This is a genomic window from Rhodococcus sp. 27YEA15 (assembly GCF_049739425.1).
GTDB lineage: Bacteria > Actinomycetota > Actinomycetes > Mycobacteriales > Mycobacteriaceae > Rhodococcus_F.
This window is the reverse complement of sequence record NZ_JBMHHW010000001.1, coordinates 3,971,554-3,991,271: the sequence shown is the minus strand read 5'-3', so window position 1 is coordinate 3,991,271 and position 19,718 is coordinate 3,971,554. Positions and strand designations below refer to the sequence as shown.

The 19,718-nt window shown below is 62.7% G+C and carries 17 protein-coding genes; 13 read left to right on the top strand and 4 right to left on the bottom strand.

Annotated elements, in window-relative coordinates:
- The first annotated feature begins 35 nt into the window (after nucleotides 1–35).
- The 3 genes from ABH922_RS18550 (at nucleotide 36) to ABH922_RS18540 (ending at nucleotide 2,567) form a co-directional block, all read left to right on the top strand.
- Nucleotides 36–1,178 carry a beta-mannosidase gene (locus ABH922_RS18550; protein ID WP_424808310.1) on the top strand — a complete coding sequence of 381 codons (1,143 nt, stop codon included), beginning with the start codon at nucleotides 36–38 and terminating at the stop codon, nucleotides 1,176–1,178.
- Between the two features lie 153 nt (nucleotides 1,179–1,331).
- Nucleotides 1,332–1,589 (top strand): hypothetical protein, encoded by a 258-nt coding sequence (locus tag ABH922_RS18545; protein ID WP_424808309.1) that lies wholly within the window; start codon nucleotides 1,332–1,334, stop codon nucleotides 1,587–1,589.
- A 63-nt stretch (nucleotides 1,590–1,652) separates the two neighbouring features.
- On the top strand, nucleotides 1,653–2,567 hold the full coding sequence (locus ABH922_RS18540) for a UTP--glucose-1-phosphate uridylyltransferase (protein WP_424808308.1): 915 nt from the start codon (nucleotides 1,653–1,655) through the stop codon (nucleotides 2,565–2,567).
- 10 nt (nucleotides 2,568–2,577) lie between these two features.
- Here ABH922_RS18540 and ABH922_RS18535 read toward each other — a convergent pair whose 3' ends face one another.
- The 3 genes from ABH922_RS18535 to ABH922_RS18525 form a co-directional block, all read right to left on the bottom strand.
- The gene (locus ABH922_RS18535; protein ID WP_424808307.1) at nucleotides 2,578–2,922 is read right to left on the bottom strand and encodes a helix-turn-helix domain-containing protein; all 345 of its coding nucleotides are present in this window, start codon (nucleotides 2,920–2,922) and stop codon (nucleotides 2,578–2,580) included.
- Nucleotides 2,923–3,152: 230 nt separating this feature from the next.
- On the bottom strand, nucleotides 3,153–4,604 hold the full coding sequence (locus ABH922_RS18530; RefSeq protein WP_424808306.1) for a glycosyltransferase family 2 protein: 1,452 nt from the start codon (nucleotides 4,602–4,604) through the stop codon (nucleotides 3,153–3,155).
- A complete protein-coding gene (locus tag ABH922_RS18525) occupies nucleotides 4,601–6,067 on the bottom strand; it encodes a hypothetical protein (RefSeq protein WP_424808305.1) in 1,467 nt (488 codons plus the stop codon). The genes ABH922_RS18530 and ABH922_RS18525 overlap by 4 nt, the downstream gene beginning before the upstream one ends.
- A gap of 836 nt (nucleotides 6,068–6,903) precedes the next feature.
- Between ABH922_RS18525 and ABH922_RS18520 the strand changes: the two genes are divergently transcribed.
- The 9 genes from ABH922_RS18520 to ABH922_RS18480 all read left to right on the top strand — a co-directional run bounded on the left by ABH922_RS18520 (nucleotide 6,904) and on the right by ABH922_RS18480 (nucleotide 17,646).
- A complete protein-coding gene (locus tag ABH922_RS18520) occupies nucleotides 6,904–8,418 on the top strand; it encodes a sugar transferase (protein WP_424808304.1) in 1,515 nt (504 codons plus the stop codon).
- Nucleotides 8,408–9,745, top strand: a complete 1,338-nt coding sequence (locus ABH922_RS18515; protein WP_424808303.1) for an O-antigen ligase family protein — start codon at nucleotides 8,408–8,410, stop codon at nucleotides 9,743–9,745. Before ABH922_RS18520 ends, ABH922_RS18515 begins: the two co-directional genes overlap by 11 nt.
- Nucleotides 9,745–10,500 (top strand): WecB/TagA/CpsF family glycosyltransferase, encoded by a 756-nt coding sequence (locus ABH922_RS18510; RefSeq protein ID WP_424808302.1) that lies wholly within the window; start codon nucleotides 9,745–9,747, stop codon nucleotides 10,498–10,500. The genes ABH922_RS18515 and ABH922_RS18510 overlap by 1 nt, the downstream gene beginning before the upstream one ends.
- The gene (locus ABH922_RS18505; RefSeq protein WP_424808301.1) at nucleotides 10,497–11,405 is read left to right on the top strand and encodes a glycosyltransferase family 2 protein; all 909 of its coding nucleotides are present in this window, start codon (nucleotides 10,497–10,499) and stop codon (nucleotides 11,403–11,405) included. The genes ABH922_RS18510 and ABH922_RS18505 overlap by 4 nt, the downstream gene beginning before the upstream one ends.
- Complete coding sequence (locus tag ABH922_RS18500) at nucleotides 11,398–12,477, top strand: glycosyltransferase (protein ID WP_424808300.1); 1,080 nt, start codon at nucleotides 11,398–11,400, stop codon at nucleotides 12,475–12,477. Before ABH922_RS18505 ends, ABH922_RS18500 begins: the two co-directional genes overlap by 8 nt.
- Nucleotides 12,470–13,261, top strand: a complete 792-nt coding sequence (locus ABH922_RS18495) for a polysaccharide pyruvyl transferase family protein (RefSeq protein ID WP_424808299.1) — start codon at nucleotides 12,470–12,472, stop codon at nucleotides 13,259–13,261. The genes ABH922_RS18500 and ABH922_RS18495 overlap by 8 nt, the downstream gene beginning before the upstream one ends.
- A gap of 8 nt (nucleotides 13,262–13,269) precedes the next feature.
- A complete protein-coding gene (locus ABH922_RS18490) occupies nucleotides 13,270–14,715 on the top strand; it encodes a lipopolysaccharide biosynthesis protein (protein WP_424808298.1) in 1,446 nt (481 codons plus the stop codon).
- Nucleotides 14,716–14,797: 82 nt separating this feature from the next.
- Nucleotides 14,798–16,150, top strand: a complete 1,353-nt coding sequence (locus tag ABH922_RS18485; RefSeq protein WP_424809718.1) for a UDP-glucose dehydrogenase family protein — start codon at nucleotides 14,798–14,800, stop codon at nucleotides 16,148–16,150.
- A gap of 68 nt (nucleotides 16,151–16,218) precedes the next feature.
- The gene (locus tag ABH922_RS18480) at nucleotides 16,219–17,646 is read left to right on the top strand and encodes a polysaccharide biosynthesis tyrosine autokinase (protein WP_424808297.1); all 1,428 of its coding nucleotides are present in this window, start codon (nucleotides 16,219–16,221) and stop codon (nucleotides 17,644–17,646) included.
- Nucleotides 17,647–17,650: 4 nt separating this feature from the next.
- Here ABH922_RS18480 and ABH922_RS18475 read toward each other — a convergent pair whose 3' ends face one another.
- Nucleotides 17,651–18,184 carry a hypothetical protein gene (locus ABH922_RS18475; protein ID WP_424808296.1) on the bottom strand — a complete coding sequence of 178 codons (534 nt, stop codon included), beginning with the start codon at nucleotides 18,182–18,184 and terminating at the stop codon, nucleotides 17,651–17,653.
- A gap of 107 nt (nucleotides 18,185–18,291) precedes the next feature.
- Here ABH922_RS18475 and ABH922_RS18470 point away from each other — a divergent pair, with 107 nt between their 5' ends.
- The gene (locus ABH922_RS18470; protein WP_424808295.1) at nucleotides 18,292–19,611 is read left to right on the top strand and encodes a UDP-glucose dehydrogenase family protein; all 1,320 of its coding nucleotides are present in this window, start codon (nucleotides 18,292–18,294) and stop codon (nucleotides 19,609–19,611) included.
- Nucleotides 19,612–19,718: the final 107 nt, after the last annotated feature.

Here is a 19,718-nt window from a genome sequence, read left to right as displayed (position 1 = left end):
CGCGTGATCAACGGAGTACGAGGCGAAGGTGAGCCATGAACGGTGACAACACGGTGTCGCGATATCGGCGAACTATCAGTCTGCTGTTCGTGGCGGTACTAGTGCTGACCATGGCGGCTTGCTTCAACGCTCGCTCCGTCGATGCCAGCCCGCAGGCACACCCGCGGGTCACCGTGGCAGCGGGTGATATCCGGTTGGACGGGCAGAGGTGGTGGCCGACCGGGTTCAACGCCTATCAGCTGTCCACCGACTGGTCGGTCAACTGGGGGTGTGGCGCGATGGTAGACCTCGACGCGTATTTCGCGGCGCTGCCCGCCCATTCCCTGACTCGCTTCAACCTGTTCCAGGCACTGGCGGTCAACCGCTTCACCGGTGCCCTCGATTTCGGTCCGATGGATCGGGTGTTTGCCGCAGCCGAAGCGCACGATCAGCTGGTGGTGCCGGTACTGGCCCCTCAAGACGGTGCGTGTGAGAACGATCAGTTCAAGGATCGGCAGTGGTACGTGGACGGCTGGAAGCGCTACACCGTGGGTGCGGAGCGTGCCCGGATGAGCTTCCAGGACTGGATGAGCACCGCCGTTGCCAGGTGGAAGGACTCACCGTCCCTGGCCGCCTGGGAGCTCGTCGGTGAACCGGAGACGAGTGCGTGCACCGACGCGGCCTGTCATTGGTGGACAAGGTCGTGCCCAGCCGATGCCGCGATCGTCCTCCGCAATTTCTTCGATGTGGCAGGGGCCGAGTTGCGTGAGGTCGACGCCTCGACGCCGATTACCGCAGGATTTACCGGTGGTGGCCAATGTGGTACTGCCGGAGACGATTACCAGTTCGTCAGTGCGTCGCCGTATGTCGACATCGTGCAATACCACGACTACGGAGCCGATGGTGTGCCGCTGCCGGGTGATCAGTGGAACGGGCTCGCCCGGCGGATCGACCAAGCCGAGGCGGTCGGCAAGCCGCTGTTGGTGGCAGAGATCGGTGAATCGGCCGGAAGCTGCGGATCGCTCGATACTCGCGCGAAGAGTATCGGTACCAAGATCGCGGGACAGAAAGCGGCGGGTACTGCCGGTGCCCTCCTGTGGGCGTTCGTACCGGACCCACGGCCCGGCGAATGCACCATGGACATCGGACCGGACGATCCGCTTCACGTCGTGATCGAAGCCGAAGGCGAGTGGGGCTGAGTCGATATCCGGTAACAATTCGATTACGAAATGAGCCGCCAAACGCCCTGATCGGAGACGCTTTCGGTTGTCGCACCCTCGACGACACGCTCGACATGACGGTTCGCTTGCCAGTAGCGGAGTCGAATAGTATTGACTGTGAACGTAATACGCGTGACCAAAGGCCCGGGACCTTTGTCGTCACTGCAGCCGGACGTATGGCGTCGAGTCGGACCGCCCGGGGGAGTGCGGTGCTGGCGTTACCGGCCCGTGGTTCATGCCCTGCGACTGTTCTTGCCGGTTCCAGCCTCGGGTAACGCGCCAGTAGCGGTGATCCGCAACCTGTTTGGTGGCACCTCTGTTCTGGCATCTCGAGTGGTGTTCGCGCTCACCGGATTCGGTGCGACCGACGACTTGCCTGCCGAGGGCTGAAGAATTAAACCTTGACACTACGTATGTGCGACACGCGGGTACGCAGGCCGGGAAAGGCGACAGATGACGACAACCGAGAAGTTCTCCTTCAAGACGGCCGTGGTTCCGGCGGCGGGTTTGGGTACGCGATTCCTGCCCGCCACCAAGACCGTTCCCAAGGAATTGCTTCCGGTGGTGGATACGCCGGGGATCGAACTGGTGGCAGGCGAGGCGGCGCGAGCCGGAGCTGACCGGCTCGTGATCGTCACAGCACCGGGCAAGGCCGCAGTGATGGCTCATTTTCTCGAAGATGCGGTACTGGAAGGGAAGCTCGAGCAGTCGGGAAAGCATCATCTACTCGAGAAGGTGCGGAAGGCGCCGGGTTTGATCACCGTCCAGCCAGTGGTCCAGGACATCGCACTCGGACTCGGCCATGCCGTCGGTCTGGTGGAATCGGTTCTGGGAGAAGATGAAAGTGCGTTCGCCGTGCTCTTGCCCGACGACCTCGTCTACCCGTGTGGAGTTCTGGATGCGATGGCTCGGGTGCGGGCCGAACGCGGCGGCTCGGTGCTGTGTGCTTTCGACGTACCCGAAGAGGAAGTGAGTTCCTACGGAATCTTCGCCGTGAAACCGGCAACCGGCGATCCCGATGTGCTCGAAGTCGTCGGTATGGTCGAGAAACCCGCGCCGGAGCACGCACCGTCGAGGTTGGCTGCAGTGGGACGTTATCTGCTCGACCGTGCGATCTTCGACGCACTCCGCGAGATTCGTCCCGGTCGAGGTGGCGAACTTCAACTGACCGATGCCATTGCCCTGTTGATCAGTCGTGGACATCCCGTCCACGTGGTCGTCCACCGTGGTACCCGCCACGACCTGGGTAATCCTGGAGGATTTCTACGCGCGGCGCTCGATCATGCGCTCGGGCGGGCAGAATACGGCCCTGCGTTGCGAGTGTGGATGGAGGAGCGGCTGCGGCAGCCTGACCCCCAGCTTGCCTGACGAGCGGATGTCACGACAGCGTGCGCGAGACCGATGCCGACACCGCTTCCGGTCCGAGGCGCCTGCACAGTTCGTCGACGAGGTCCTGGGTCGAGAGAGACGAGACCGCGGGGAGGTCTTCTCGCACGCCGGCTTCCTCTGCGGAGAGATAGCCGGCGGCGATCAACACCTCGAGGACGGGGGCGTCGAAGACCCGGCACGCAGCGCGAATCGTGTCCTGAGTTGGTGGGCGTTTGGCGGATATCCACCGGCTCAGCTCGGACGGGCGAAGTTTCAGCGCTCGCGCTGCTTCGGGCACGTCGGTGTAGAGGCGAAGGGTGAGCTGGTACTTAACCCAATCGGAGAAACCGGTCATAAAGGTCATATTGCACGACGGTTATCGGGGAATCCACCACCAACCGAGCCGAACAGACCTCTCAGGCTGTTTTCGCTCCCTGTGCAGATGCCGGTGAGCTCGCCCGGTGGCAGGCTGGTGCGCCACTGTCCTGGCGTTATGCCTTCGCAGCTCGAGGAAGTGTGAAATTCGGGGTGAACCAATCGCGGCGTGTCGTGGCGGACGCCGCCGAGCTGGGTAGCGTGATCAGCTCAACTACTCAATCCGTGAAACGTCTTTTCCCAATAGGACGGGTTTCGAATCAGCTGATAGGTGCCTTTGATGGCCGCGATACTCATCAACACCCAGTACAGCGGCGCAGTAATGCATGCCAGCAGGAGAGTGGCGTTACGTGTCTCCCGGCACGCTACGAGATTCATGTACATGACTGCGGCGTTACCGAAGATCAACGATGCCAGCGCCGGGAAGTAGACGTAGTTCGGGAAGACCTCCTGGATCACTGTCGGCTGGCCCAGAATCCAGCCGAGGCTGACCAGCCAGAACACCATGTTGACGGCAGCGACCAGAGGAGTGCCCGCCATCAGGAGGGAGAATCGCAGAAATCCGATCGGCCCCAGCCCGCGCCACAGCGCTACCGGCCGACGCATGTGCACCAACCAGGTCTGCAGGTAGCCCTTGTACCAGCGTGAGCGCTGCCGAATCCAATTGATGGTGTCGCTGTTAGCCTCCTCGAGCGTTGTCGAGTTCAAAACTGCTGTCCGGTAACCGCTCTCGGCGATTCTGACCCCCAGATCGGCATCCTCGGTGACGTTGTACGGATCCCAGGCGCCGATGTCGTCGAGCACGCTGCGTTTGAGATGGTTGGAGGTGCCACCGAGCGGGATCGGAGAGTTGCTCTTCATGAGGCCGGGCAGGATGAAGTTGAACCACAGTGCGTAATCGGCGGTGAACCAGGCGGTCAGCAGATTTTGGGTTCCGTTGTGGAAAGCCAGCTTCGCCTGCACGCACGCGGTTTCCGGCGGCATTGCGGCGAAGGTCGCAGCCACCCTTCGTAATTGCAGCGGGTCGGGAGAATCCTCGGCGTCGTAGATCGTGATGATCTCGCCCGTGGAGAAGTGCAGCCCGTAGTTACACGCCTTCGGTTTGGTGCGCGGGTCCGCCGCCGGGACTTTCAAGATGCTCACCACCTGGTCGACCCCGGCATCCTCGGCCGCGGTGATGGTGACGTCGTCGTCTTCCTCGAGGAGAAGGAGGACCTGGAGTTTCTCCGGCGGATACTCGATGGCTCGCATGGCGGCGATCAAGTCCGCCACGACCTCCGGTTCGTTGTACGCCGGAACGAGGATCGTGTATGTGGGCAGAGATTCGTTCGGGAGTGCTCTGGCCTCTTCGTCGCTCACCGTGACGATCGACGCTGCATCCAACCCGCGAGTGAAGAGCAGCAATCGGTCGATCATCGTCCATACGTAACCCACAGTGCAGATCAGCGTCAGGGCGATCAGCGTCGGAGTCAGGAAGAAGACCAGACCGAGGATTACCAGAGCCAGAGCCAGCAGGAGCGTATTCCGTTGCCAGGGATAGAACGCCACCGAGGCGGATGAGATCGGCCGCCGCTCACGTAGCCCGTTGACAGCATCGTCGAGCGCAGCTGCCTTGAAGGCCGGAGACGACGGATCGCCGGCGACGGGACTGTCGGCATTCACCACGGTTGGGCCTCCACGATGTGACGTCCTAGTGATTGGAGCATTGCCTGGTCCTTGTACTGCGATTCGTTGTCGACTGTCGACGTTCGTCCGCGCAGCAGAACGGCCAGAGTATTGCTTGCATTCGATGCCATCGACGGTTTGGGTTGGGGAAAGTGCGCGTCCGGTTCGTGATTGTCGACGGTGATGAGACTGACCCGTTGGGCGACATTGTCGCCTCTGACCCACACGAAATTGAGGTTGGTCCAGGTGAGTAGGAGCGAATCGTCGACGATCGTGTACATCTGTGCGATCACTCCTCGTGTGAGCTCCACCTCGATCGTGGGGCTGACCCGCGAGTTCTGCAGCTCGTATGTGGAGCTGCTCGGATACACCGCCAGCGTCGACGGGCGTCGAACCTGGACGACATCCATTTGAACGGTGCGTGGGCGCATCTGTGAATCCCAGGCAGGGTTGGGTGTGTCGGCGCGGATCGTCTGCCGCGACAGAGCGGAGGTGGATCCGAAATAGCGCTTCGGCCAGTCGTATCGGACGAGTGCGAGTTGGTGCCAGCCGGCCGGAACCACGAGTCCGGGCTCACCGGTCGGCGGTGGACCGACGGCGACCGGCGCACCCTTCGGATCGGGAAGCGAGGTGAAGAACAGAAGTACCGCAGCCCCGAAGACGGCAAGGATGGTCCAGTTGCTGGTCGGGGTCGACGGTCGTCGTAGCGGGCGATCGAACGGCTTCAACGACTTGCCGCGTCGCTCGTAGAGATAAAAGGCTCCACCTATCGCCAGTGCGGCACCGAGTGGGGGGAAGAGCTGCACGGTGAACAGGGGCGCAAGGGGATACGCGTCGGCGACGTAGTAAACCAGGACGGTGCCCAATGCCACCGACGCGAGGAATCCGACGAAGCCCCGTGTCCAGGTGCGACTGACGGCAATCGTGGTTGCGGCGGAGGCGACGAGAACCATGATGATGCTGTAGTCGAATCGGGTTCCGCCGAGTTCGGTGGCCACCGTCCGATATGCCAGCGGCGACAGAATGATCGGTACGATCCAGATCAGCCAGTACCGGTTGACGGGTCGAAGACCGAACATCAGTACGGCCGAACTCCAGACGAAAATCCAGGCGGAGAGTACGTCGATGTGCATGAGCTCGTAGTTCTCGGCGAAGCGCGGCAGAAGCAATGCCTGCGTGCCCAGTGACACTGCCAACCCGATGCAGCCGACGATCTTGTCGGTTTCGCGATCGTGAATGGGCAAGTCGGGTCCGCGTCGGAGGTCGATGCCCACCGCCGCGATCACGCACAGGAGCGGAAGGACGAATACGAACCCGATGGCGGTACCGCCCGCAGTGCTCGACCACAGGTTCTTCCAGGTGGGCCAGAACGCGAAAATCGTGGCGAGCGCGATCATCACCCAGCGAACAGCAAGTCGAGGAACTATTCCGGACTCCGTGCGGAACTCGCGAATTTTCAACGTGTGGTCCCATTCGACATCGACCGGCAGATGACGGTTTGCGGATCTCGCGTCCGGCCGGCTGGAGAGCAGAACCCGACTTTTCGACCTTACTTGAGTGTCGGAATCTCGGATCGAGAAGGGGCGCATCGGATCGGAAGGTCCCCAAATGCACCACAATTCCCACATAGTGGGAATTGCTGAATCGATTTTCAGCGCACTGATTTCTGGCGCCCTAGCCACGATCGGTCGTCGCAGCTGGTGCAACGCTCCGTATTTCCAAGAGGCGGAAGTTGATTCGCTTTCAAATTGCAAGTAAACCGAATCTCGGGGACCTAGTTCCCTGCCGGGGACGAAGGTCCCCGGGCGGGCGGGCCCCGACTGTGTCGAGACGCGGCCAGTAGGGCTATCGCAGCCAAGGGATCGACATGCAGGCACTTCCGCTGCGATCGGCGTGCCGAGCTATTTCCTACCCGTGGGTAACGTCCCACTGGCCCCGGTCCCGATCAACTGATAGCCAAAAGGTTGCCAATATGCGATCGGGGAGCGAAAAGGCGGCCGCATTACGGTGCTGGGCCTGTCGGTGGACAGATTGCCTCGGCTATGCATTTCATCTGATTTTTCCGCTCTACCGGCGGTAACTCGCCTATCTGACTGTTCGTACCGTTTGATCTGCGGTACCGCTGATGCTCAAATTAGGACGATTCGGACACAGGTTAGCGGGGATATCGCCTCGCTCGACTTTCTCTCATCGAGAAGCGAATTATCTGCTCTTCGGTTCTGGGAATTCTGCTCTCGGAGCCAGATCACGAATACCTCGACACCACCGCACCGGAGATTTGAAGGGACCGATCACTGTGACTTCGCTCGACGTATCTGCGCTGGGCCATGAAGAGCGCACCGATTCCGGGAATCGGCCGGATCTGTCCGCACCGTCGAGGCGCGAATGGGAGTCCTGGTACCGAAGCAGGCTCCGGCTCGGTGACACGCTCATCGTCGTCACGTCGGTGTTTCTCGCGCAGGTGTTGCGATTCGGTGGCTCGGATACCGTGATCAGCACAGCCGGGCCGGAACAGTTGACCTACACCGTCCTGTCCGCAACGCTCGCCGTCGGCTGGTTGGCCTCGCTCGGAATCTTCAACACCCGTTCGATTCGGGTCATCGGAAGTGGGCCCGAGGAATATCGGCGGATTTTCGCGGCCACCGTGCGTTTGTTCGGGTTGATCGCGATCGTCAGTTTGCTGTTCCAGCTCGACATCGCGCGCCTTTATCTTGCCTTCGCCTTCCCTGTCGGTCTGATCGGATTGACGGCAAGTCGATGGATATGGCGAAAGGTCATCTACCGCAAACGATCCAGCGGAAGCTTCCAGACCAGCGTCTTGGTGGTGGGCAACCGGCTCGCAGTGCTCGGCCTCGCTCGCACTCTCGAGCAGGGCGCATCGGACGGCTACCGAGTGGTCGGCGTCTGCATGCCCGGCCCGGCCGGCCGCACCGAAGCGGCCGTGGTCGTCGGCGGCCGCGAGATCCCGGTTCTCGGTAACGAACACGACGTGACCCGAGCGCTCGAACTTGTGGGCGCCGACACCGTGGCGGTGACGGCCACCGAGCATCTCGGTTACGCGGGGATGCGCGAACTTGCCTGGGAGCTCGAAAGCAAGGACGTGGATCTGGTTGTCGCACCAGGGATTCTGGACGTATCCGAGCCCCGGCTGTCGATGCGCCCTGTCGCGGGTCTACCGCTGATCCACGTCGGACGGCCCCGTTATCACGGAGCGACACGACGAGCCAAGCGCGCATTCGACGTGGTCTTCGCCGGTGCGATCCTGATTCTGATCAGCCCGGTCCTGATCGCCACGGCGATTGCCGTCAAGGTGAGCAGTCCTGGTCCGGTGTTCTACAAGTCCGAACGGATGGGACAGGACGGAGTTCCGTTCTCCATGCTCAAGTTTCGGTCCATGGTGGCAGACGCCGACAAACAGGTCGGCACCTTGATGAAGGACAACGACGGTGCAGGCGTTCTGTTCAAGATGCGCGAGGACCCCCGCGTCACCACCGTCGGCCGCATCATCCGCAAGTACTCGATCGACGAGCTCCCTCAATTCGTGAACGTGTTGCGGCGCGAGATGAGCGTCGTCGGACCCCGTCCACCACTTCGACGCGAAGTGGAAGCCTACGACGGAACCGTCAAGCGCCGACTCCTCGTCAAGCCGGGCATCACCGGCCTGTGGCAGGTCAGCGGACGATCCGACCTCTCCTGGGAAGAGACGGTGCGACTGGACCTTTCCTACGTCGAGAACTGGTCGATGACCGGTGACCTGCTGATCGTGGCGAAAACGCTGAAAGCTGTAGTGGCCAGTGACGGTGCGTACTAGTCTCCCCGGGAGTTCGGCTCCGACCCGGACCACATCGACGGCACTACGGGTAGGTGTGGCGGTAGGGCTCTCTGCGTCCCTCGCCGGAGTCCCGTTGCCCGGCCTGCCGTCTGCGGTCAATGCCGCGCTGCCGCTAGCACTCCTGGCATGCGTCTTCGCCTGCACGGGAGTGCCGAGAGGCCACCTCGCCAGGCTGCGGCTCGGAACGATCGACGTCGGGTTGGTGTTGTACATCTGCGCTGTCGTTCTGATCGAGTTCTACGACGTCAGCTACGGCCCCGCGTCGTTCTCGCTGTACACGGTTCTGAACTGGATCACCGTCCTGGCCGCATATACCGCCTGCCGCCTGGCCGTAGTCGACTACCACGACGCGACAGTTGTGCTTCGCTGCTTCTTCTTCGCATCGATACCGGTGGCACTGCTGGGAATTGCCCAGGTAGTCGGTGGACGAGCCGTCAGTGAAACCATCGTCCGGTTCACCATCGCACCCGGATTGCAGACCCGACTCGACCTCGGCTGGCCACTGCGAGCCACCAGCACCCTCGGGCACTGGACGGCGCTCGGCGGGTACCTCGCGATTGCGATATCGATCGGGTGCTATCTCGTCATCCGGCAGTCGCGCACCGGAGCCGTCCCCGCGGGCGTCATTCTCGGCGTCGGCGTCTTGTTCCTTGCACAAACCGCTACGTTCACGTTTGCGCCGATTCTGGTGGCACTGGTCGTCATGGTGTACACGGCGGTGGTGATGCGCGTCCGTCCGCTGGGTATCTTTGCCGCGATCGGGCTAGGAGCGATCGCATATCGGTTGTTCGACGACCAGGTGGCGGACCGGCTGAACTCGCAGCTCGACAACCCCAACTCGAACGACGGTCTGCCGTATTGGATTCCGGAAACCATACGATTCCGAACGGCGATCTGGCGTGACGAGACCGTGCCCGCAATCATGGACAGTCCGCTGCTCGGTCACGGATCCAACGTGTACAACCGAATTTCGAACGGGCAGGTTCCTCCCGAACTTCGTTGGCCGTCACCAGAATCGGAATGGATGCGTACGGCGATGGCCGGCGGCATTCCGATCGCGATCATGGAATGCGGACTGTTGGTCCTTGCCACCGTGGCGATCTGGACGGTGAGCGTCGAGCGCTCTCTCCCCGAATACCGGCCTCTGGCGATATGCATGATCGGGATGCTGCTCGTCTCGTCCTTTCATTCCCATTTCAGCAGTGGCTCAGTCGCATTGGCCTTCTGGGTGATCGTCGCCGGATCGGTCAATTCCATGCAGTTCTCGCACCAGCGCACCGACGAACACGTGAACAGGAAGGTCTGATGCATACCATCGACTTGTGGGGAATACGCGTGGACGCGTACTCGCCGGAATCAGTCATCTCCTGGATTCAGGAGAGCAGCGGTCACAAGAGAATGCTGCTCAATCACAACCTGCACAGCACATATCTTCACCTGACGAACGAGCATTTCCGCGCACTCTACTCGCAATCCGACCTCACCCTCGTCGACGGTATGCCGATCCTGGCGGCCCTGTCCCTGCGGCGACTGAAAGCGGGGCAGGCGCCGTACGGGCCGTCTCGACGCTGCGGGTCCACCGACTGGATTCCTCTGGTCGGACAGATGGGAGCCGGCACCCGGATCGCGGTGATAGGTGCGAACGCCTCGTCGAACACCCGCGCGGTGCAGGCCATCGGACGACTCGCCGCAGGCTGCACCGTTCGCGGTTGGTGCGGGTACGGGGGTAAGGACGAACTGATCGCCGAGAACTTCGACTCACTGAAGCAATTCCAGCCCGACCTGGTACTCCTCGGGCTCGGAATGCCAGTACAGGAACAATTCCTGCTCGATCACTGGGACGAGCTGCCGACCGCGGTGTTCGCCACCATCGGTGGTGCCATAGACCAACTCTCCGGCGAACAGTCGTTGGCGCCACGATGGACCGGGAAACTCGGAGTCGAGTGGTTGTGGAGGTTGGCGTCGGACCCCAGGCGGCTCGGATCTCGGTACCTGATCGAACCCTTCAAGCTGTTGCGGGTGACCCTCGCGTTTCAGCGTGAGCGACGGGCGAACAGATGAGCGAGAACGAGGAACAATCTGTCAGCGTCGTCATACCGTCGCTCGGCCGACCGGAACTGGCGAAGGCCATAGCAAGTGTACGGGCGCAGACACACCGGTCCACCGAGATCGTCGTCGTGCTGGATCTCGATGCCGCGAACGTAGATCCGGCGGGCCCGGCAGCAGCTGCCGATGTGGTAATCCCCACCGGCGGCGGTCGAGGAGCAGCAGTCGGCCGAAACCTGGGCGCCAGAGCGGCGTCCGGAGAGCTGATCGCATTTCTCGACGACGACGACTGGTGGGAGCCACGCAAACTCGAGGCGCAGCTGATGCGGATGAAACAGGAGAAGACCGAATTCTGCTATACCGGGACGTACTTCCACGACAGCGGCGGTGTTAGGGCCTTACCCGTCACGCGATTCGTGCACGGCACGTCGATGGCCGACTACCTGGTGTTGCGACCGGGACTGCGGCACGGTCACGGCTACGTGCAGTCGAGCTCGTTACTGCTGACTCGACGTCTGGCCGAGACCGTCGAATGGGACGAGACGTTGGCCAAACATCAAGATTGGGACTTGGTGGTGCGCCTGAGTGACGAAGTGCGATCGCGGATGAGTTACGTCGACGAACCACTCGTACACGTGCAACAGGCAAGTGACGGATCAGTGTCGAAAGTTCGAGACTGGCGCCGCAGTGTGCCGTTCTACGACAAGCATGCCGATGCCCTCGGCAAGACGGCTGCCGGAGACTTCGTGGCGACACAGATTCTACGCTCGGCGCTCGCAGCCGGAGACCTGCGAGGCGCCGCATCCGCACTCCGCACACTCACCCGACTGCGGGTTCATCCTGCTGCACTCGTCGTCGCGGCACACGGCGGCGTCGAACACGGGAGATCCGTCCTGAGCCGGAGGTTCCGGCGTGAGTGACCGCATTGCCGTGTGGGATCCCAACCCCTTCAACCCGTACGGTGTCGAAGTTGCCCGGGTGATCTCGGAATCGTCAGAGCACGTCCGGCGGTTCGGTCGCCGTGGCCAGCGCATCGCCTCCGACAACTTCACCTCGACCGCTCTGTTGCCTCCCGCCGCCGCCGGATCACGCAGCGTGTCGCTGCGGGTTCGGTACCTCCTGGCGTTGGTCGGCTTCAGCCTCTACGTTCTGGTGCGCCGGCCACTTGTCGTGGTCTGCTGGATGAACACCGAAGCGGAACAGACCATGATCCGGACGCTGCAACGCCTGCGCTGTCGAACCCTGGTGGTGGTGCACAACCCGATCGCGGGACGAGACGAGGCAGACGACTATCCGCTCACGCGCGCGATCCGCAGTGCCGCAACAGCGGTGCTGATCCACGACGACGTACTGCGCGGCGGTCTGCCCGGTTACGAGAACATCGTGGTTGCAGCGCATCCGGCATACCTGGCCTGGGCGGCGTCGACCGCCGACTGGTGCGCCGCCGACCGTACCGCCGGGCTCTCGGCGCTCTACCTCGGCAGCGCGCGCGTCGACAAGGGATTCGATCTGGTGCCCAGACTTGCCGGTGACCTACGACGACACGACTGCGAACTTGCCTGCGCGATAGGACGACTCACTGCCGACGAGAACCTTCTTCTCGAGCGCGCCGACAACGTGACGGTACTGACCCAGGTGGGAGTGCACATGTCGGACCCCGACGTTCGACGTTACATGGAAACCTCGTCGGTACTGGTGGCGCCGTATCGCGACGTCACCGCGTCGGGAACGGTCCTGATGGCGCTGACCGTCGGCCTGCCGGTCGCGGCCTTCGAATCACCGGTTCTGCTCGGCACTCTCGACGCCGAGAACATGGCGCCCGTCGGCGACACGAGGAAACTCGCCGAGCGGGCAGTCGCCTCTAGCCGAACCGATCGTGCCGACCTCGCGGCTCGCGCCCGCCGCCACGACGACCTCGCGCAGGTGCAGTGGAGCGAGGCTGTCCGCCGAGTACTCGGCAACGAGCAGTCTGTGGAGGAATCCCGTGCCTGAAGTGGACGTACTGCACTGGAACCCACGCAAACTCGTCGCGATTCCCGGTCTGAAACGGCCCGTCCGCGTGGGCTCACGGGTGGACAACTTCGGTGACCTCCTCGGGCCCCGAATCGTCTCGTGGATGTCCGGTCGCACGCCCGGAACGCTGCCGCGCCCCGGCCGCCGGAACCGGATGCTCGCGGTCGGTTCGATCATGCATCTGGCCCGGAACGGAGACACCGTGTGGGGGACCGGCGTCAACGGCAAGATCCCAGCCGACGAATACGAATTCGACACACTGGACGTGCGCGCGGTACGCGGGCCGTTGACTCGGGAGTTCCTGCAGCAGCGGGGGATCGACTCTCCGACCGTCTACGGCGATCCCGGGTTGCTCGTCCCGGCGTTGTTCCCCGAACTGGTGACGTTGGCCGCGAACCCGGTCCGCGACCTCACCGTCGTGCCGAACCTCAACGATCTACCGAAATGGTTCGGAACCGAAGCAGTGCTCGACCCGACCGACAAGATGAGTACCTGTCTGCGTACCATCGCCTCGAGCCGGTTGGTAGTCGGAAGCTCGTTGCACGCGATAGTGATCGCGGAGTCCCTGGGAATACCGGCGCGCTTGATTCCCTCCGACGAGGAGTCCGACTTCAAGTACGCGGACTACTATCTGGGAACCGGCCGTGAGCTCGCCACCGCCGCGACGGTGGCGAAGGCAGTCTCGATGGGCGGTGCACCCGCCCTTGTCTGGGACGAGCGGCGACTGACCGCTGCCTTTCCCCACGATCTGTTCGGCCGGTAGGGACCACAGTGGGACTGGGCACCGCCGCAGCACGAGGATCTGCCGTCACCCTCGGGGGACAGTGGGTCAAGTTCGTCATCCAATTCGCATCCATCGCCGTGCTGGCGCGGATCCTGAGCCCGGACGACTTCGGCAAGATGGCCATGGTGATGGCTGTTGCGGGGGCGGCAACAGTCGTCGGCGACTTCGGACTCTCTCTCGCCTCGATTCAGGCGAAAACTATTACAATGCAACAGCGTTCGAACCTCTTCTGGATCAATTCCGCGATCGGCGTGATCCTGACCGCGATCACCTTCGCGTCGGCACCGCTGTTCGATCGCTTCTACGGCACCGATCAACTGTCGGATCTGGTGCGTGCCGTATCGGTGGTGTTCCTGGTGAACGGTCTCACCGTTCAACTTCGAGCCGATCTGACTCGCAACATGAAGTTCGTCCAACTGACGCTGACCGAGATCTTCGCACACGGAACGGCACTTGCCGTCGCTGTCGCCGTGGCGATGCTCGATCACGGCGTGTGGGCACTTCTCGCCCAACAAGTCACGGTCCCGGTACTGCTGCTGTTCAGCTCCGCCCTGGTTCTGCGGTGGGTTCCCGGACGGCCGACCCGGAAGGCCGACATGCGTTCGCTTCTCTCGTTCGGAACGAACACGATGGTCACCCAACTGGTCACGTACTCGAGCGCCAACGTCGATTCGGTAGCGCTGGGCAAACTGCACGGCAGCGTCGAGTTGGGAGTCTACGACCGGGCTTACCAACTGTTCAAGATCCCGGTCGCCCAATTGGCCACCCCGATGACAAGGGTTGCGCTACCAGTTCTGTCGAGGATCACCGACCCCGACGTGTACATGGCCTATCTGGTCAGGGCTCAGAAGGTGCTGTGTTACGTCATGCTGGGGGCGTTCTCCTACGCCGCGGTCACCGCCTACCCACTGTTGAACCTCGTGCTCGGAGACGGCTGGACCCAAGCTGCGCCGATCTTCCGGATACTGGCCGTCGGCGGAGCCTTTCAAGCCCTGTCGTACATCTACTACTGGATATTCCTTTCCACCGGCCGAGTGGACGTGCATCTGCGATTCAGCCTCATCGGTCGCGGTCTGATGGTCCTCGTCGTGTGCATCGGAGCAGTGTTCGGCAGTATCGGTACCGCGATCGGCAGCAGCGTGGGCTTCGTCGGAATCTGGCTCGTCTATTCGCTGATCGCCGTGCCGAGAATCGGTATCGACACCCGGCCGGTCATGGCGAGCGCACTGCGCCCGATGATCTTCTTCGGCCTCACATTCGTCGTCGGGTCGGTATCGCTGAACTGGTACGGGCCTTACCTGTCCGACATCGCGGCAATGTTGGCCGCAGCGCTGCTGTTCCTGCTGCTTCTGGCGGCTGCTGCGGGATTGTCGAAACCGTTCCGGGCGGACATCGCCGTTCTGGCCGGCACCGTACGAAAGGTGCGAGGTTGACACCGTGCCGATCGGATGACAGCGCGTCGTCCACTTCACTCACTGCATGAACACCATGGTTACACCGAAAGGTTTCGAGGACATGACCGACCAGATCGCCACCCCCGACGATGCTCTCCGGATGACGGTATTCGGTACCGGGTATCTCGGCGCCACTCACGCGGCATGTATGGCGGAGTTGGGGCACCACGTACTCGGCGTCGACGTCGATCCCGGCAAATTGGCCAAGTTGGCGGCCGGTGAGGTTCCGTTCTACGAGCCAGGTCTCCAAGAGGTGTTGCGGCGCAACATCGACGCCGGCCGGCTGCGATTCACGTCGTCGTACGAGCAAGCCGCCGAGTTCTCCGACATTCATTTCCTGGGAGTGGGTACACCTCAGCGGCGCGGGGAGTTCGCCGCGGACATGAAATTCGTCGACTCCGTGATCGAAACTCTCGCACCGTTGTTGACCAGGCCGTCGGTCATCTTCGGAAAGTCCACCGTTCCGGTGGGTACAGCCGAACGACTCGGTACACGAGCCCGAGAGTTGGCCCCGGCCGGCGCCGACGTGGAAGTGGCCTGGAACCCGGAGTTCCTGCGCGAGGGATTCGCGGTGCAGGACACCTTGCATCCCGATCGTCTCGTGCTCGGTGTCGATCGAGACCGGCCAGGACGCGCGGAAGCTGTTGCCCGGCAGGTGTACGCGGCGCTTCTGGACGAAGGTATCACCTTCATGGTGACAGACCTCGCGACGGCGGAACTGGTCAAGGCATCGGCCAATGCGTTTCTCGCCACGAAGATCTCGTTCATCAACGCCATGTCCGAAGTGTGCGAGGCGGCCGGGGCGGACGTGACGGTCCTTGCCGACGCCATCGGACACGACGTGCGGATCGGACGCCGTTTCCTCAATGCGGGCATCGGGTTCGGTGGCGGCTGCCTGCCGAAGGACATTCGTGCCTTCATGGCACGTGCCGGCGAACTGGGCGCCGATCAGGCATTGACGTTCCTACGTGAAGTGGACGACATCAACATGCGACGGCGGACGCGAATGGTGGAATTGGCCAGGGAGGCTTGCGGATCGCTGTTGGGATCTCGGGTGGCCGTTCTCGGCGCTGCTTTCAAACCCGATTCCGACGACGTGCGAGATTCGCCGGCCCTGAACGTTGCCGGTCAGATACAACTGCAAGGTGCGACCGTCAGTGTCTACGATCCCAAAGCCATGGCGAACTCGAAAGCGCTGTTCCCCACGCTGACCTACGCCGAGAGTGCGCTCGCCGCCTGTGACGGCGCCGACGTGGTGTTGGTGCTGACCGAGTGGCCGGAATTCCGGAAGTTGCTTCCGTCGGATCTCGACGGCGTCGTTCGCCGGAAGGTCATCGTCGACGGTCGGAACTGCCTGCATCCGACCGACTGGCGCGCGGGCGGCTGGGTCTATCGCGGAATGGGCCGACCCTGAACCATCCGGTCGGCCCGAATGACAATCCGGACACGCGCAGACGTGTTCGAGACGAAGGAGATTCGACGATGCACGTCCATGAATACTTTCGAGTACTGCGGGCGAGATGGAGGTGGGTTGCTGCGGTCACGGCGGTGGTGACGCTGACGGCGCTGGCCGGGTCGCTGATCTCGACGCCGGTCTATCAGGCCTCGACCCGACTGTTCGTCTCGATGTCGGTGGGAACTTCCGTCGGTGAAGCGCTGCAAGGCAACCAACTCTCGCAACAGTTGGTCACCTCGTATGCGCGTTTGCTGACCGGCACCACCCTGGCGCAACGCACCATCGACTCGATCGGAGCGGACCGACTCGGTGGCATGTCGGCGAACGCGCTGGCTTCGGAAGTAACCGCGACAGCGGCCCCTGGAACGGTCCTGCTCGATGTCAGCGTGCAGGACACCTCGCCGGAGCGTGCCCGCGACATCGCCAATGCACTCTCCGATGAATTCGTCGCGATGGTGCGTGAGCTCGGGACACCTGCGGACGGCGGCGCGGCGCCCGCCCGAGTGATCGTGGAGCAGCGAGCCGAGGTGCCTACCACTGCGACCTCTCCGAAAACTACTCGAAACCTCCTGCTCGGCTCCATGATCGGGCTGCTACTCGGTATCGCCGCCGCGGTGATCCGTGACCGTACGGACAACAGACTCACTGCCGAAGCGGACATCGAGGAGATCGTGGGATCGGCAGTTGTCGGAGCAGTGCCGTTCGATCGGAACCGTGAGACACACGCCGCGGTGAACTTCACGGACGGTTACAGCGTCGAGGCCGAGGCCTACCGCGAGCTGCGCACCAACCTTCGGTACATCTCCGTCGACAACCCACCGCGCGTCATCGTGGTGACGAGTCCGCTTCCTGCCGAGGGCAAGACGACGACGTCGGTCAATATCGCGTTGGTGCTGAGCGAATCGGGCAAGAAGGTATGTCTTGTGGACGGCGACCTTCGTAAGCCGCGTATCTCGGCCTATCTGGGAATCATCGGGACCGTCGGGCTCAGTTCGGTGTTGTCCGGTCAGGCAACTCTCGACGAGGTACTGCAACCGGTCGGTGACGGAGAGCTGTCGGTACTCGCTGCCGGAGTCACCCCGCCCAATCCCAGTGAACTGCTCGGCAGCGACACGACCCGGGCGCTTTTCGACGAATTGCGGACGCGTTTCGACTATGTGATCGTCGACGCCTCTCCGCTCCTTCCGGTGACCGACGCGGCGGTATTGTCGACGGTCGCCGACGGAGCTCTGATCGCGGTGCGTCACGGGTCGACGAAACGCGACGAATTATCCACTGCTGTAGGCAACTTGAACGCGGTTGGGGCCAGGATCATCGGAAGCGTTCTGACCATGGCTCCCGGAGCGAGGAAAGGCGTCGACCCGTACGGGTACTACTACAGCGACCGGACCGACAGCGCTGCGGTGAGTCCGGAACTCGCGGCCGCCGATCCGGTCGGGGTCCATGTGCGCTGACCGGTCAGGTCCTGGATTTGCGGCCGCCGACCAGCTGCTCGAGGAGTTGGTGCACCAGGCCCGAGATCTCTCCGCCGACCGAACGAAACATGTTGACATCCAATCCGATCGGATCCAGGATGTCATCGGTTCCGGACTTGCGAAAGCGGCTTCTGGCAGCGGACAACTCGGCCACCGACCGCGCGTCGGAGGCTTCGGCCAGGCGCACGGCTTCACGTAGGGTGAACGTGCGCTGCAGGTATGCCGGCGCCATTCCCAGGACGTGCTCACGGTGACGTTCGGTCATGGTCAGGACGAGATCGACGTCGCCGATGGTCGCCGGGGTCAATCTGCGTGAGCGGAAATCCTTTGCATCGCCGCCGAGTTCGGTCAGTACTTCGGCTGCTGTCGGCTCCATCGGTGCGTCCCGCAGGCCGTATGTTCCAGCGCTCGAGGCAGTGAGGTTCGCCGGCGCCGCCCGCCGAGCGAACGCGGCGGTGAGGCGTTCTGCGGTGGGAGATCGACAGATGTTGCCGGTGCAAACGAAGAGGATGTGCATGTTCCGAGCTTAGTGCGTAGCTTCCGACACCTGCCGTATACGCGAAATTGGCCTACCGCCCGCCGGGGAGACCGGCTGCGGAAATCTTTGCAGGCTACGAACTGTGCATGAGACTTACCGTGTTCGGAACCGGGTACCTGGGTGCCACCCACGCCGTGTGCATGGCGGAGTTGGGCCACGACGTACTGGGCGTCGACATCGACGCGGACAAGATCGCCGCCCTCACGCGTGGGCAGGTGCCGTTCCATGAACCGGGCCTGCCCGAGATGTTGGCGTCGAACCTGGCGTCCGGGCGACTCGGATTCACCACGTCGTATCGCGAAGCGGCCGACTTCGCGGACGTACATTTCCTGGCAGTAGGCACGCCGCAGAAGAAGGGTGAGTACGCAGCCGACCTGCGCCACGTTCATTCGGTCGTCGACACGCTGGCTCCACTCCTCGTCGAATCGGCGCTCGTCGTCGGAAAATCGACTGTGCCGGTCGGGACAGCGGCCGAACTTCGGCGGCGTATATGTGCGACCGCACCGGCAGGCGACGCCGTCGAGCTGGCCTGGAACCCGGAGTTCCTGCGTGAGGGGCATGCGGTGCAGGACACTCTGCACCCCGATCGCCTGGTGGTCGGTGTGGATCGAGACCGCCCGGGGCGTGCTGAACGGATACTTCGTCAGGTGTACGCGCAATCTCTGCGAGAAGACACACCGTTCGTCCTCACCGATCTCGCGACGGCTGAACTGGTCAAGGGCGCTGCCAACGCGTTCCTGGCCACGAAGGTCTCCTTCATCAACGCGGTCGCCGAGATATGCGAGGCGGCCGGAGCGGACGTGACCGTCTTGGCCGATGCCCTCGGCCACGACGCGAGAATCGGACGCCGGTATCTGAACGCGGGTCTCGGTTTCGGTGGTGGCTGTCTGCCCAAGGACATCCGGGCGTTCATGGCGCGCGCAGGCGAGCTGGGAGTCGACCAAGCGCTGTCCTTTCTGCGAGAGGTGGACAACATAAACATGAGACGTCGATCAAAAGTTGTTCAGCTCGTGACAGCGGCTTGCGGCGGGAGTTTGCTGGGAGTGAACGTGGCCGTGTTGGGTGCGGCCTTCAAACCGGAATCGGATGATGTTCGTGATTCGCCCGCATTGAATGTCGCGGGAATGATGCAACTCCACGGCGCAACGGTGACTGTCTACGACCCGGAGGCGACGGCGAATTCGCGCCGCGTCTTCCCCACCCTCGACTACGCAACGTCCACGTCAGAGGCGTGTGACAACGCGGACGCGATACTGATCGCCACCGAATGGAACGAGTTTCGTGCCCTGCGGCCGGAGGATCTGGCCGCGCTGGTCAGGTCTCGTTCGATTGTCGACGCGAGAAACTGCCTCGATCCGGCTCAGTGGCGTGACGCCGGGTGGACCTATCGCGGAATGGGCCGATAACCAGGCCCTACGATAGCGAAATAATAGCCATCCGAGTCCACTTTGTCGGGCGCACGGCCCGCGTGGGAGTGCCCGCATGGGTAGACTTTCCGCCTGGGGAGGACGGA